Consider the following 14,199-nt stretch of genomic DNA (forward strand, 5'->3'; position numbering starts at 1 on the left):
TCGAGCGCGGCGAATCCCCCGGCCGCCGGACGGCCCCGTACCCCCTGAGGGGCACCGCACTCCCGGTGAGGCCCTGTCAGGAAACCGGCCGCGAATCGCCCCATACGGACTCGAACTCGTCCCGGTACGTCTCGAAGAGGCCGTGCTCCGAGTCCTGCCCGTGCCGGACCACCGCACGCCCGCCGCCCCGTAGCACCAGGACCGGCGCCTCCATCCCGCGCGCCCGGCGCAGATACGACTGGACGACCGCGAGACCGTCCGCACCGTCGCCGTCGACCAGGCAGGCCATGAAGCGCGGCGTCTCGTCGAACACATGGATCTCGAAGGCCCCGGGATCCCGGAGCCGGGACCGCACCCGGCGCATGTGCAGGATGTTCGTCTCCACCGCGCGGCTCAGTTCACCCTTCTTGAGCCCCAGTTCCCGCTCGCGCCGCTTGACCGCGCTGCTGGCGGGGTTGAGGAAGAGCAGCCGGACCCGGCACCCCGACTCGGCCAGCCGGACCAGCCTGCGGCCCGAGAAGTTCTGGACGAGGAGGTTCAGGCCTATCCCTATCGCGTCGAGCCTGCGCGCCCCGCCGAACAGGTCCTCGGCGGGGAGCTGCCGCTGGAGCCGGACGCGGTCCGGGTGGACGCCGATGACGTCCGCGTACCGGTCCCCCACCAGGTCCTCGACCGCGTCCACCGGGAGCCGGTCGGCGGACGGCGCGCCCGACCCCGCGCCCAGGATGTTCAGCAGGCGTGACGAGGCCCGTTCGGCCTGGGCCAGCACCGCCTCGGAGAGCGCGCGGTTGCGGGAGACCACGTTGCGGGTGACCTCCAGCTCGTCCAGGGCCAGTTCCACGTCGCGCCGGTCGTCGTAGTACGGCTCGAAGCACGGCCAGTGCTGGACCATCAGCTCGCGCAGCTGCGGCAGGGTGAGGAAGCTCAGGACGTTGTCGTCGGCCGGGTCGAGCAGATAGCCCTTGCGGCGCGAGACCTCCCGTACGGCTACGGCGCGCTGCACCCACTCCTGGCCGGCCGGGCCCGCGGCCGCGACCACCCAGTCGTCGGCGTGCACCGGTTCGTAGATGGGGCGCAGCACGGCGGCCACCACCGCGCGGAGGCGCTGCTCGACCAGGTTCAGCCAGATGTAGGCGCGCCCCGCGCGCTGCGCCCGGGTCCGCACCTCGTTCCAGGCGCCGGCGTCCCAGTCGAGTTCCGCCCCGATCTCCACCGGCCTCGCCAGGGAAACCGCCCCGGGTGGGACACCTGCGGAGCCCCCGTCGTGACCCGGGTCACCTGGGGGCAGCTCCAGCCCTCCCGAGCCCACCCGCGTACCGCCTTTCACTGCCCCTGCAACGATCAAGGAAGGGTACTCCGCGCGCGGGAGCCGGTGCAGCCGGATGCACAGCCTACTTTCCCAACTCCCGTATTCGCGGTGACCGTTCTCCCCGGCCGCACGGGGCCGAGTGAGGGGATTCATAGTGGTTCGTGGCGAGGACGCGCTGACACGCGTGACTCGGTGCCTGATGTGGAAGAGTCGTGCCCATGCAGGTCTGGCCGGGACAGACATACCCGCTCGGTGCCACGTACGACGGCGCCGGGACCAATTTCGCGGTCTTTTCGGAGGCCGCCGACCGAATCGAGTTGTGCCTGCTGCACGACGACGGCTCAGAGACGGCGGTGGAGCTGAGGGAGACGGACGCCTTCGTACGCCATGCCTATCTGCCCGGCATCATGCCGGGCCAGCGGTACGGGTTCCGGGTGCACGGCCCGTACGCGCCGGAGAGCGGGCAGCGCTGCAACTCGGCGAAGCTGCTCCTCGATCCGTACGCCAAGGCGGTGAGCGGCGAGGTCAGATGGGACGAGTCGGTGTACGGCTACCACTTCGGCCGGCCGAACTCGCGCAACGACCTGGACTCCGCCCCGCACACCATGACGTCGGTGGTGGTCAACCCGTACTTCGACTGGGGCGACGACCGGCTGCCACGGACCCCGTACCACGAGACGGTGCTCTACGAGGCCCACGTGAAGGGCCTGACCATGCTCCATCCGGCGCTCCCCGACGAGATGCGCGGGACGTACGCGGCGCTGGCGCACCCGGCGGTCATCGAGCATCTGACCGGGCTCGGGGTCACAGCGCTGGAGCTGATGCCCGTTCACCAGTTCGTCAACGACCACCGGCTGGCGGACAGCGGGCTCTCGAACTACTGGGGCTACAACACGATCGGGTTCTTCGCCCCGCACAACGCGTACGCCTCCTGGGGTGACCGCGGTGAACAGGTGCTCGAATTCAAGCAAGCGGTACGGGCGCTGCACGAGGCCGGGATCGAGGTCATCCTCGACGTGGTCTACAACCACACGGCGGAGGGCAACCACCTGGGCCCGACGCTCTCCTTCCGCGGCCTGGACAACGCCTCCTACTACCGGCTGACGGACGATCCGCGCTACTACATGGACACCACGGGCACCGGCAACAGCCTGCTGATGCGCTCCCCGCACGTCCTCCAGCTGATCATGGATTCGCTGCGCTACTGGGTGACCGAGATGCACATCGACGGCTTCCGCTTCGACCTGGCGGCGACCCTGGCCCGGCAGTTCCACGAGGTGGACCGGCTGTCGTCCTTCTTCGACCTGGTGCAGCAGGACCCGGTGGTCTCCCAGGTGAAGCTGATCGCGGAGCCGTGGGACGTGGGCGAGGGCGGCTACCAGGTGGGGAACTTCCCGCCGATGTGGACCGAGTGGAACGGCAAGTACCGCGACACCGTACGGGACCTGTGGCGGGGCGAGCCGCGCACGCTCGCGGAGTTCGCCGGGCGGCTGACCGGCTCGTCGGACCTGTACCAGGACGACGGGCGGCGCCCGCTCGCCTCGATCAACTTCACCACCTGCCACGACGGGTTCACGCTGCACGACCTGGTGGCGTACAACGACAAGCACAACGAGGCGAACGGCGAGAACAACCGGGACGGCGAGAGCCACAACCGGTCCTGGAACTGCGGCGCCGAGGGCGACACCGACGACCCCGGGGTGCTGGAGCTGAGGGGCCGCCAGATGCGGAACTTCGTGGCCACGCTGCTGCTCTCGCAGGGGGTGCCGATGCTGAGCCACGGCGACGAGTTCGGCCGTACGCAGCACGGCAACAACAACGCGTACTGCCAGGACAGCGAGCTGGCCTGGGTGCACTGGCCAGGGTCGGAAGGGGCCGCGGCGGAGGAAGGCGGCTCCGCGGAGGAAGGCTCAGGCACGAGCACCCTGCTGGCCTTCACCCGTGCGATGGTGGCGCTGCGCCGCGAGCATCCGGTCTTCCGGCGGCGGCGCTTCTTCCACGGCCGCCCGGTGGAGGGCACCCACGACGACCTCTCCGACATCGCCTGGTTCACCCCGGAGGGCGAGGAGATGGTCCAGCGCGACTGGCAGGCGGCGAACGCCAAGGCCCTGTCGGTCTTCCTGAACGGGAACGCCATCTCGGAGCCGGGGACGCGCGGCGAGCGCATCGCCGACGACTCGTTCCTGCTGATGTTCAACGCGAGCGCGGAGGAGATCGAGTTCCTGGTGCCGGTGAACCACGGCAGGCAGTGGGAGGTCGTCGTGGACACGGCCCATGAGGACGGTGTGCCGTCGGGGCCCGGCCCGAAGGTGGACGCCGGGGACCGGCTGGCGCTGATCGGACGGAGCCTGGCCGTGCTGAAACGGCCGGCCTGACCGGCTGCGGTGGGGTGACACCGGTCTGACGGGCCGCCAGGTGGACGGCGCCGGCCTGACGGGCCGCCGGGTGACAGGGAGCCCGCGAAACGGGGTACGTAGGTTCCCATGACGCCCACTGCGACGTACCGGCTCCAGATCCAGCCGGAGTTCCCGTTCCCGGCCGCCGAGGCAGCGGTGCCGTATCTGGCGGCCCTCGGTGTCTCGCACCTCCATCTGTCGCCCGTGCTGGACGCCGTCCCCGGCTCCACGCACGGCTACGACGTCGTGGACCACACCCGGGTCCGCGACGAGCTGGGCGGCGAGGCCGGGCTGCGGGCGCTGGCCCACACCGCGCGCACGCACGGGCTCGGGCTCGTCGTGGACATCGTGCCGAACCACATGGCGGCGGCCCCCCGGTTCAACCGGCCGCTGTGGGAGGTGCTGCGCGAGGGGCCGGTCTCGCCGTACGCGCGCTGGTTCGACATCGACTGGGAGGCGGGCGGCGGCAAGGTCCTGCTGCCCGTGCTCGGCCACCGGCTCGGTGACGAGCTGGAGCGGCTGCGGGTCGACGGGGAGGTGCTGCGCTATTACGGCCAGGCCTTTCCGCTGCGCGAGGGCACGGCGGGGCTGCCGCTGCCCGAGCTGCTCGACGCCCAGTGGTACCGGCTCACCTGGTGGCGGCTCGCCCGCACCGAGCTCAACTACCGCCGCTTCTTCACCATCTCCGACCTGATCGGGGTGCGCGTCGAGGACCCGGCCGTCTTCGACGCCACCCACGCCAAGATCCTGGAGCTGATGGACGACGGCGTCATCGAGGGGCTGCGGATCGACCACCCGGACGGGCTCGCCGACCCCGGCGCGTATCTGCGGCGGCTCGGCGAGGCGACGGGCGGGCGCTGGACGGTCGTGGAGAAGATCCTCACCGGCGAAGAGCAGCTGCCCGCCGACTGGGCGGTCGCGGGGACCACCGGTTACGACGCGCTGCACCGGATCGACGGCCTGTTCACCGACCCGGCGGGCGCCGACGAGCTGGTGCGCCGCTACCGGGACTACGCGGGTGCCCCCGGCGACCGCGGCGGCTACTGGGAGTCGACGGTCCGCCGGGCCGCGTACAAGGTCATCACCCATGAGCTGGCGGCCGAGACCGCCTTCCTGGTCCGCACCGCCGAGCGGATCTGCGCGGCGGACCCGGCGCTGCGCGATCACGCGCCGTGGGCGCTGCGGGCCGCGCTGCGCGAGCTGCTGGTACGGATGCCCGTCTACCGGCCGTATGTGACCGCGGGCGGGCCGACGCCCGACACCGCGGAGGCCACGCTGGACCCGGATACGGTACGGCAGGCCGCCGCGTCCTTCACCGTGCCCGAGGAGTCGGCCGCCGTCGGGGTCGTACGGGACCTGGCGCTCGGCAGGCTGGGCGGCGGCCCCGACCGCGCCGCCTTCTGCGCCCGGTTCGCGCAGACCGCTTCGGCGCTGCGCGCCAAGTCCGTGGAGGACACCGCCTTCTACCGGTACGCGCCGCTGGTGTCGGCGGGCGAGGTCGGCGGCGACCCGGGGGCTCCGGCGGTGAGCCCGGCGCGGTTCCACGCGTTCTGCGCGCGGGCGGCCCGCGACTGGCCGGCCGGCGGGACGGTACTGACCACGCACGACACCAAGCGGAGCGCGGACGTCCGGGCGCGGATCGCGGTCCTCACCGAGTGCCCGGAGCAGTGGGCCGCGCTGCTGGACCGGCTGACCACTCCGGCACCCGATCCGCAGCTGGCGTGGGTGGCCTGGCAGAGCGCGTTCGGCTTCGGGCTGCCCGACCGGGACCGGCTCGGACCCGCGCTGCTGAAGTCGGTGCGCGAGGCGGGGCTGCACACCAGCTGGACCGAGCAGGACGAGGCGTACGAGCAGGCGGTCGCCGACTTCACGGCGGCGGGGCCCGCGGGTCCCCCGCAGTCGGCCGTCGCCGCGTTCGCCCGCGGGCTGGCCCCGTACGTACGGGCCAATGTGCTGGGCGCCGCGCTGGTCCACCTCACGATGCCCGGCGTGCCCGACGTCTACCAGGGCACGGAGGGCACGTACATCGCACTGGTGGACCCGGACAACCGCAGGCCGCCGGTGCCCGTCGACCCGTCGGACGAGAAGCTGGCGCTGACGACCACGGCGCTGCTGCTGCGCCGCGACTGCCCGGAGGTCTTCGGCGAGTCGGGGACGTACGCACCGCTGGCGCCGGAGGGCCCCGCGGCGGACCACTGCCTGGCCTTCTGCCGCTCGGGCGAGGCCGTCACCGCGGTGACCCGGCTGTCACTGCGGCTCGAACAGGAGGGCGGCTGGCGCGACACGGAACTGCCGCTGCCCGCCGGGGTGTGGCTCGATCTGCTGGCGCCTGAGCGGGAGTTCACCGGGCGGGTCGCCCTGAGCGAGCTGTTCGCCGTACGGCCGGTGGCGCTGCTCAAGCGGGTCGTACCGGCGTCCGCGGCCGGGTGAGCGTCCCCGGCCCCCGCTGAACCTCCGTACGCAGCACAGTGGTTGAGCGGCCACCGGGGTCACTGCGCCGAGAGCCGGAAGTGGATCCGTCCGAAGCCGACCGAGTCCCCGTCGCGTACGGCGACCGCGCCGGTGACCCGGTGTCCGTTGACCGTCGTCCCGTTGGCCGAGCCGAGGTCGCGCAACACCCACAGCCCGGCCTGCACACCGAGTTCGGCGTGCATCCGCGACACCGTCTCGTGGTTCAGCCGCAGGCCGTTGACCGGGTCGCGGCCTATGCGCAGCGGGTACGGACCGGGCGCGGGCAGCAGCAGCTTCGGCAGCCGCTCGGTGACCCAGGCCCTGCGCATCCGGCCGGGGAAGGCCGACACCTGGCCCACCGCGCCCAGCAGCCGGTGCGACCAGCCGGTCCCGCTCTCCAAGTCCGCGGTGAGAGCGGCCAGTTCGTCGGACCTGCGGGCCGCCAGGGCCAGTTCCATCCGGTGCATGAAGGTGTCGTGGGAGAGCTTGCCCTGGACCGCGCCCTCCTTGAGTACGCCGACCACCCGGTCGCGCTCGACGTCGGACAGCCGGGCAGGAGCCGTGTTCGGCTCATGGGCGGGCGCCGGGGGCTCTGAAGAGGACATCACAGGATTGATTGTCGGCCGGACCCGATCGAGGTGTCCAGGCGCCCCCGGGTTTGCGATATCCATGTGACCACGCCGGACATCGATTGTTACGGTCTGCGGACATCCCCCTGTCCCAGGAGCCGAATTGCCCGACCAACCGCACGGCCACGAGCTGGTGATCCGCCCGTTGACCGGGCCGGACGAGCTCGCCCTCTTCCGCAGCCTGCCCTACGTCCTCGACCATGAACTCGCCGACGACCTCGCGGGCGGCCTGCGCCGTCCCGAGTGGATGTGGGTGGCACTGCGCGGCGACCGCGTACTGGCACGGGCCGCCTGGTGGGCCCCCGCGCCCGGCGCCGCCCCGTACACGCTCGACTTCTTCGATCTGGACGACAGCCTGCCCGAGCCGGAGCGCGGCGAGACCGGCGTGCGGCTGCTGGAGACGGCGATGGCGCGGCTCTTCCCCGCCGGGTCGGAGCGCCCCGAGTACGGCCGGTTCATCCCGCCGGACTGGCATACGGACCCGGTCGCACGCGATGTGGTCGAGGCGCGGATGCGGGCGGTGGAGCGGACCGGGGCGCGGCTGCTGGTCGAACGGCTCCGGCTGGAGTGGACGCCCGGAGCGGCGGTGGCTCCGGTGCCCGGTGGCCGGCTGGCCTTCCGCGCGGTGCGCGACCGGGAGGAACTCGTCTCGCTGATGACGCGGGTCGCCGAGGGCTCACTCGACGCCCATACCCGGATCTCGCTGGCGTCCGGGCTGAGCCCGCGCGCGGTGTCCGATGCGCAGTACGACGAGGAACTGGCCGGCTACCGCAGTCCGGGCGACTGGTGGCGGATCGCGGAGCTGCCGGACGGGGATCCGGTCGGTTTCGTGATCCCCGCACGCAACAACTACCACGCGATCATCGCGTACATCGGGGTGCTGCCCGGCCACCGGGGACACGGGTACATCGACGAGATCCTCGCCGAGGGGACCCGGATCCTCGCCGGCCAGGACGTGCCGCGCATCCGCGCGTCGACGGACGTGGGCAACGTCCCGATGGCGCGGGCCTTCGAGCGGGCCGGCTATGTGAACTTCGGGCGGGCGGTCAACATGGTGTGGGAGTGACCTGAACCGCCGGGGCGGCCTACGGATTGGAGCCGGCCCCGGCGGCTTCGCCCAGCCAGTCCAGGCGGCGCTGCTGCTCGGGCGGGATGGCGGCGTCCTCGCCGCGCGGGCCGACATTGAGCAGCAGGTTCCCGCCGTCGGACCGGACCGTCCCGAGCAGCGCGGCCAGCGCGTCACGGCCGATGAAGGAGTCCTCGCCCGAGTTCCGGTTGTAGCCGAAGCTGTGGTCGATGCCGCGGGTGATTTCGAAGGGGTCGGGGCCGGTGTAGCGGGAGTACTCCGGTGTCCTGAAGTCGTAGTACGGCGGCTTCTTGGGTACGAAGCCCTCGTCGCTGACGACGGTGCGGCGCTCCCAGCTGTTGTACGCGGCCCGCAGACCGGGCATCCGCAGTGCCCGCCACAGCGGTGTGTACGGGTAGAGCCGGTCGTTGACGACGCCGTGCGGGACGGTGAACCGGTAGTACTCCACCAGGCTCCGGATCGCGGCGCGCCCGGCGGGCCAGGCGATGTCGTTCCAGAGGATGTCCGGGTGGTACCGCCTGATCAGCTCCCGCAGTTGGGCGTCCGCGTACGCCGGGTAGGCGCCGCGCGGGACGGCGGCGACGGTGTCGGCGCCGGTCGCGATGGGGCGCGGCTGGAACGTCCAGTCGAGGCCGCCGGAGTAGTAGACACCGAAGCGCAGCCCCTCGGCCCTGACCGCTTCGGCGAACTCACCGACGACGTCGCGCGGGGTGTGCCAGCCGGGGCGGTGGGGGTTGCGCACCTCCGACGGCCAGAGGCAGTAGCCGTCGTGGTGCTTGGTGACGAGGACCGCGTAGCGGGCCCCGGCCGCGCGGAAGCGGCGCGCCCAGTCCGCCGGGTCCCAGCCGCTGAGCGCGTCGGCGAAGTCGCCGCCGAACGCGGTGTACGGGCGGCTGCCGTAGGTCTCCCGGTGGTGTGCGGAGACCGGGCTGCCGGGGAAGCGCAGGGAGTTCTCGTACCACTCGCCGTACGAGGTCCAGCCGAGGTGTGCGCGCCCCGCGGGGTCGTACGGCGGGGCCCACCCCGGCACGGACGCGGGCGTCCAGTGCACAAAGATCCCCAGCCGAGCCTGTTGCCACCACGGAGCGAGCATGGTTGAAGTATTGATCATTTCTGGGGGTGTTCGTAAGGGCGTCCGGCCTGTGAACTGCGGATCACCTCGCGGTACCACCGGTAGGAGTCCTTCGGGGTGCGCCGCATCGTCTCGTAGTCCACATGGACCAGCCCGAACCGCTGGGCGTTCCCCTCGATCCACTCGAAGTTGTCGGTGAGAGACCAGGTGAAGTAGCCGCGGACGTCGACGCCCTCGGCCATGGCCGCGTGCAGGGCGCGCAGATGACCGTCGAGGAAGTCGATCCTGCGGGAGTCCCGCACGCCGTCGTAGCTGCAGCCGTTCTCGGTGATGTAGAGCGGCGGCAGCCGGTCGCCGTAGCGGCTCTCCAGCTGGATCAGCATGTCGCGCAGCCCGTCGGGGACCACCGGCCAGCCGAAGTCCGTGACGTCGTACCCGTCTATCTCCCTGATCCCGAAGGGCAGTTCGGACGGTATGCCGAACCCGGCGAAGGTGTCGAGGGCCTGCGGGGCCGGCGCGCCGACGAGGGTGGGGTTGTAGTAGTTGACCCCGTACCAGTCGAGCGGGGCCGAGATGATCTCCAGGTCGTCGGCGACCGGTCCCGGCATCAGGGCCGCGAAGTTCTCGTCGGGGTAGGCGCCGGTGAGGAGCGGGTCGGCGAACAGCCAGTTGGAGACCGTGTCGTAGAGCCCGGCCCCGAACCGGTCCTCCTCGCTCTCGCCCGCCGTCCAGACCGGGGTGTGCGAGACGGCGATCCCGATGTTCGAGGCCCCGGCCGCGCGCAGCGCCCCGACGGCGAGGCCGTGCGCGAGCAGCTGGTGGTGGGCGGCGGGCAGCGCGTCGAAGAGCAGCTTCCTGCCGGGGGCGTGCTCGCCCAGCGCGTAGCCGAGGAGCGTCACCTCGGCCGGTTCGTTGATGGTGATCCACATCGGGACCCGGTCGGCGAGGCGTTCGGCGACGGCGCCCGCGTAGTCGGCGAAGCGGTACGCGGTGTCGCGGTTGAGCCAGCCGCCGTCCTTTTCGAGTGCGAGCGGGGTGTCCCAGTGGTAGAGCGTCGGCGCGGGGGTGATGCCCCGGTCGCACAGCTCGTCGACGAGCCGGTCGTAGAAGTCCAGGCCCGCCGGGTTGAGTGCGCCCGAACCGTCCGGGACGACGCGCGGCCAGCTCACCGAGAAGCGGAAGGCCCCGGCGCCGAGCCCGGCGAGCAGCGCCACGTCCTCGCGGTAGCGGTCGTAGAAGCCGGTGCCGAGCGAGCCGTCGGCGCCGTCCTTGATACGGCCGGGGCGGGCGGCGAAGGCGTCCCAGCCGGACGGTCCCTTGCCGTCGGTACCCGCCGCGCCCTCTGTCTGGAAGGCGGAAGCGGAGGCACCCCACAGGAAACCGGGCGGGAAGGCGGGCAGTGGCGGAATCCTCATGGCTCGCGACCCTAATGGCCCGAGTGCGCTCGCTCCAGCCCCTGATCTTGTCAAGATGAGAGCTGCCGGCCGGCCGATGGCGGTCCCGACGACACGACCTGGTCCCGACGACACGACCGAGGGGAAGCTGTGCTGTTCGAGGTGTGGGCACCGGAGAAGAGCGAAGTCACGCTGGAGCTGGCCGGGCGGGAGCTCGCCATGGAGCGTGATCCGCTGCGGGCGGGCTGGTGGGCCGTCACCGCGGATGCCGCGGACGGCGACCACTACGGCTTCCGGCTGGACGGTGGCCCTGTGCTGCCCGACCCGCGCTCGCGCCGTCAGCCCGCGGGTCCCGACGGGCTGAGCGCCGTCGTCGCGCACGACGCGTACCGGTGGCACCAGGAGTGGCCCGGCCTGGCTCTGCCGGGCGCCGTGCTGTACGAGCTGCACATCGGCACGTACACCCCCGAGGGCACCTTCGACGCGGCGTCCGGGCGTCTTGACCATCTGGCCGCGCTGGGCGTCACCCATGTGGAGCTGATGCCGGTCTGCCCCTTCCCCGGCCGGCACGGCTGGGGGTACGAGGGGGTCTCGCTGTGGGCGGTGCACGAACCGTACGGCGGCCCGGACGGGCTGAAGCGCTTCGTCGACGCGGCTCACGAACGCGGGCTGGGGGTCGTGCTGGACGTGGTCCACAACCACCTGGGCCCGTCCGGCAACCATCTGCCCTCCTACGGCCCGTACTTCACCGACACTCACCACACCCCGTGGGGCTCGGCGGTGAATCTGGACGCGCCCGGCTCCGACGAGGTCCGGGCGTATCTGCTGGGGAGCGCGCTGGCCTGGCTGCGCGACTACCGGATCGACGGGCTGCGTCTCGACGCCGTCCACGCGCTCACCGACGGGCGGGCGCTGACCTTCCTGGAGGAGCTGTCGGCCGCCACCGACACCCTCTCGGCCGGGCTCGGGCGACCGCTCTTCCTGATCGCCGAGTCGGATCTCTGCGATCCCCGGACCACGACTCCGCGCGGGGCGGGCGGTCTTGGTGTGCACGCCCAGTGGAACGACGACTTCCACCACGCCCTGCACACCTCGCTGACCGGTGAATCCCAGGGGTACTACGCCGATTTCGCCCGCGCGCCGCTGGCCGCCCTGGCCAAGACGCTCACCCGGGTCTTCTTCCACGACGGTACGTACTCGACGTTCCGCGGCCGGACCCACGGCCGGCCCGTGCACCGCGTGTCGACGCCCGCGCACCGCTTCGTCGGCTTCTCGCAGAGCCATGACCAGATCGGCAACCGGGCACTCGGCGACCGGCTCTCGGCGACCCTGCCGCCCGGTCTGCTGGCGTGCGCGGCAACCCTGGTGCTCACCGGGCCGTCCGTGCCGATGCTGTTCATGGGCGAGGAGTGGGGGGCGGCCACTCCGTGGCAGTTCTTCACCGACCACACCGATCCGGACCTGGCGGAGGCCGTACGGAACGGCCGGCGCCGCGAGTTCGCCGAGCACGGCTGGGCGGAGGCGGACATCCCGGACCCGCAGTCGCCCGCCACCAGGGAGCGGTCCTGTCTGAACTGGGGCGAGCTGGACGGCGGCCACCACTCGCGGCTGCTCGCCTGGTACCGCGAGCTGATCGCGCTGCGCCGCACCTGCCCCGACCTGGTCGACCCGGATCTGGCCGCGGTCAAGGTGGCGTACGACGAGGACGACCGCTGGCTGGCACTCCGCAGGGGCGATCTGCGGATCGCGGTCAACCTCGGCGCCGGGGCCGCCCGGATCCCGCTGAACGGGCGCGGCGGCCGGATCCTGGCCTCCTGGGAGCCGGTCCGGCCGCCGGGCCCCGACGGTCTCCTCCTGCTGCCGCCGGAATCGTGTGTCGTACTGACGGATTCGTAGCGGCCCGTCATCGGTGAGGTGATGCGGGGCGGCTACTCGACGATCGCCAGCTCGCGCCGGGTGGTGTTCAGCCGCCGCCCGCCGTCCCCGGTGACGGTCACGATGTCCTCGATCCGCACGCCGAAGCGGCCGGGGAGGTAGATGCCCGGCTCGACGGAGAAGCACATACCGGGCACCAGCGGCTGCTCCTCGCCCTCGATCATGTACGGGGGCTCATGGGTGGTGACACCGATGCCGTGGCCGGTGCGGTGGATGAACCGCTCGCCGTACCCGGCTTCGGTGATGACCGCGCGCGCCACCCGGTCGATCTCCTGGCAGGCGATGCCGGGACGCACCGCCCGGCAGCCCGCGTCCTGCGCCTCGCGGACAATGTCGTGCACCCGCTGCTCCTCGGCGTCCGGGGCGCCGACGTGGACGGTGCGGGAGGTGTCGGAGCCGTACCCCTCCTTGAGGCCGCCGAAGTCCAGGACGACCATGTCGCCGGTCCCGATGACCCGTTCGCCCGCCTCGTGGTGCGGGTTGGCGCCGTTCGGGCCGGAGCCGACCACCGTGAAGTCCACCTGCGAGTGCCCGAACTGCCGCAGCAGCGCGGCCAGATCGGCCGCGACGTCGGATTCCCTGCGCCCGGAGAAACGGACCTTGAGGATCTCCTCGTACGTGGCGTCGGCCGCGGCGCCCGCCGCTTCGAGGCGGGCCAGCTCGGGCGCGTCCTTCACGGCCCGCAGCATCGGCAGGGCTTCCGTCAGCGACTGGTACGAGCTGTCGGGCAGGGCGCGCTGGAGCCCGAGCAGATGCATCGCCCATCCGTTGTCGCTGACCGCGAACCGGCCGTCCGGGCTGAGGAGCTCGGCGGTGATGCCGTACGGATCCTTCCCGTCCGTCCAGTCCAGCAGGGTGAGCGCGGGGGCGCCGACGGCGTGTTCGGCGTCCGCGGCCTCCAGCGTCGGTACGACGAGGACCGGGTCCTGGCCTGCCGTGATGACCAGCATGGTCATCCGCTCGGTGGCTGCGGTCGGCCGGTAGCCGGTGAGGTGGACGAGGTCGGGGCCGGGGGCGACGAGCACTCCGGCGAGTCCGGCGTCGGCCGCGCTCTGTGCGGCACGGGCCATACGGGCGCGGTAGTCGTCGGCGGTGAACGGTACGGGTTCGGTGGACATGGCCCCATCCTGCCGGGCCGCGCCCGCGGACGCGACGCGTTGTCGTGAGCAGTGTGCCTCTCAGAGGTGCGGCACGAGCAGGTCGGCCCGGTCCCTGGTGCGCTCGATGAGCCGGGCGTTGGCCTCGTCGGACCGGTGCACCCAGCGCTCGGCCTCCGCGCGGCTCCTGCCGTACCGGATGTGACGCTCGACGAGTCTCCGGACGCGGGCCTCGTTCCCGGGGCTCCGGGGGCTTTCGTCACCGATGAACCACGCCTCGTCGAGCAGGGCCCTCACACGCGGCCAGTGCAGCAGATAGTTCCCCTCGGTGATCACGAGCGGCACGCCGGGGTCGACCGCCACCGATCCCGCGACGGGTTCCTCCAGCGCGCGGTCGAAGGCGGGCGCGTACACCACGTCGCTGCCGGGCGTACGCAGCCGGGCGAGCAGTGCCACGTACCCGGCGTCGTCAAAAGTGTCGGGAGCGCCCTTGCGGTCGGCGCGGCCGAGGCGGCGCAGTTCGGCCCCGGCGAGGTGGAAACCGTCCATCGGCACCACGACGGCACTCGGCCCGAGCGCGTCGGCGAGACCGGCGGCGAGCGTGGACTTCCCGGCGCCCGGCGGGCCGGCGATGCCAAGGATCCGCCGGTGCCCGGCCCCGGCGAGCAGCCGGGCACGGTCGATGAGGTGCTGCGCAGTCATGGCGGCCATTGTCGCCACAGCTGGCGCCTCCGCGCGAGCGGGTACGTGAGCCGTACGGTTCGGTCGCCGTCCTCGAGGACCTCCACGGGAACCGGTGGGACCTTCTGCAACCGGCGTGAGAGTCATG

Annotated in this window: 10 protein-coding genes and 1 pseudogene; 5 read left to right on the forward strand and 6 right to left on the reverse strand. The window is 72.2% G+C overall.

Annotation, left to right across the window (positions count from 1 at the left end; all coding sequences use genetic code 11):
* Positions 1-76: 76 nt before the first annotated feature.
* Positions 77-1,309, reverse strand: coding sequence for an SAV2148 family HEPN domain-containing protein (locus tag OG210_RS02830; RefSeq protein WP_328335646.1), 1,233 nt, complete (start codon positions 1,307-1,309; stop codon positions 77-79).
* Positions 1,310-1,527: 218 nt separating this feature from the next.
* On the opposite strand from OG210_RS02830, the gene glgX reads away from it, so the two are divergent.
* Positions 1,528-3,684 carry a glycogen debranching protein GlgX gene (gene glgX / locus OG210_RS02835; RefSeq protein WP_328332732.1) on the forward strand — a complete coding sequence of 719 codons (2,157 nt, stop codon included), beginning with the start codon at positions 1,528-1,530 and terminating at the stop codon, positions 3,682-3,684.
* A 108-nt stretch (positions 3,685-3,792) separates the two neighbouring features.
* Entirely contained in the window at positions 3,793-6,135 is a 2,343-nt protein-coding gene (gene treY / locus OG210_RS02840) for a malto-oligosyltrehalose synthase (RefSeq protein WP_328332730.1), read from the forward strand.
* Between the two features lie 59 nt (positions 6,136-6,194).
* On the opposite strand, the gene OG210_RS02845 is transcribed toward treY, so the two are convergent.
* Positions 6,195-6,761, reverse strand: a complete 567-nt coding sequence (locus OG210_RS02845) for a DUF1707 and FHA domain-containing protein (protein ID WP_328332728.1) — start codon at positions 6,759-6,761, stop codon at positions 6,195-6,197.
* Between the two features lie 127 nt (positions 6,762-6,888).
* On the opposite strand from OG210_RS02845, the gene OG210_RS02850 reads away from it, so the two are divergent.
* Positions 6,889-7,851: a GNAT family N-acetyltransferase gene (locus OG210_RS02850; RefSeq protein ID WP_328332726.1), complete on the forward strand. Its 963-nt coding sequence runs from the start codon at positions 6,889-6,891 to the stop codon at positions 7,849-7,851.
* Positions 7,852-7,870: 19 nt separating this feature from the next.
* Here the strand turns inward: OG210_RS02850 and OG210_RS02855 are convergent, their stop codons facing one another.
* Both OG210_RS02855 and OG210_RS02860 read right to left on the reverse strand, forming a co-directional pair.
* Positions 7,871-8,965 (reverse strand): alpha-L-fucosidase, encoded by a 1,095-nt coding sequence (locus tag OG210_RS02855; RefSeq protein ID WP_328332724.1) that lies wholly within the window; start codon positions 8,963-8,965, stop codon positions 7,871-7,873.
* Between the two features lie 14 nt (positions 8,966-8,979).
* A complete protein-coding gene (locus OG210_RS02860) occupies positions 8,980-10,359 on the reverse strand; it encodes a GH1 family beta-glucosidase (RefSeq protein ID WP_328332722.1) in 1,380 nt (459 codons plus the stop codon).
* Positions 10,360-10,488: 129 nt separating this feature from the next.
* Between OG210_RS02860 and treZ the strand changes: the two genes are divergently transcribed.
* A complete protein-coding gene (gene treZ / locus OG210_RS02865; RefSeq protein ID WP_328332720.1) occupies positions 10,489-12,234 on the forward strand; it encodes a malto-oligosyltrehalose trehalohydrolase in 1,746 nt (581 codons plus the stop codon).
* Between the two features lie 32 nt (positions 12,235-12,266).
* Here the strand turns inward: treZ and OG210_RS02870 are convergent, their stop codons facing one another.
* Entirely contained in the window at positions 12,267-13,391 is a 1,125-nt protein-coding gene (locus OG210_RS02870) for an aminopeptidase P family protein (protein WP_328332719.1), read from the reverse strand.
* Positions 13,392-13,451: 60 nt separating this feature from the next.
* Positions 13,452-14,072 (reverse strand): nucleoside/nucleotide kinase family protein, encoded by a 621-nt coding sequence (locus tag OG210_RS02875; protein WP_328332717.1) that lies wholly within the window; start codon positions 14,070-14,072, stop codon positions 13,452-13,454.
* Positions 14,073-14,119: 47 nt separating this feature from the next.
* Between OG210_RS02875 and OG210_RS02880 the strand changes: the two are divergent.
* Positions 14,120-14,191, forward strand: a pseudogene (locus tag OG210_RS02880) (VOC family protein); the annotation flags it as partial.
* Positions 14,192-14,199: the final 8 nt, after the last annotated feature.

Source organism: Streptomyces sp. NBC_00466 (assembly GCF_041433995.1).
Classification (GTDB): Bacteria; Actinomycetota; Actinomycetes; order Streptomycetales; family Streptomycetaceae; genus Streptomyces.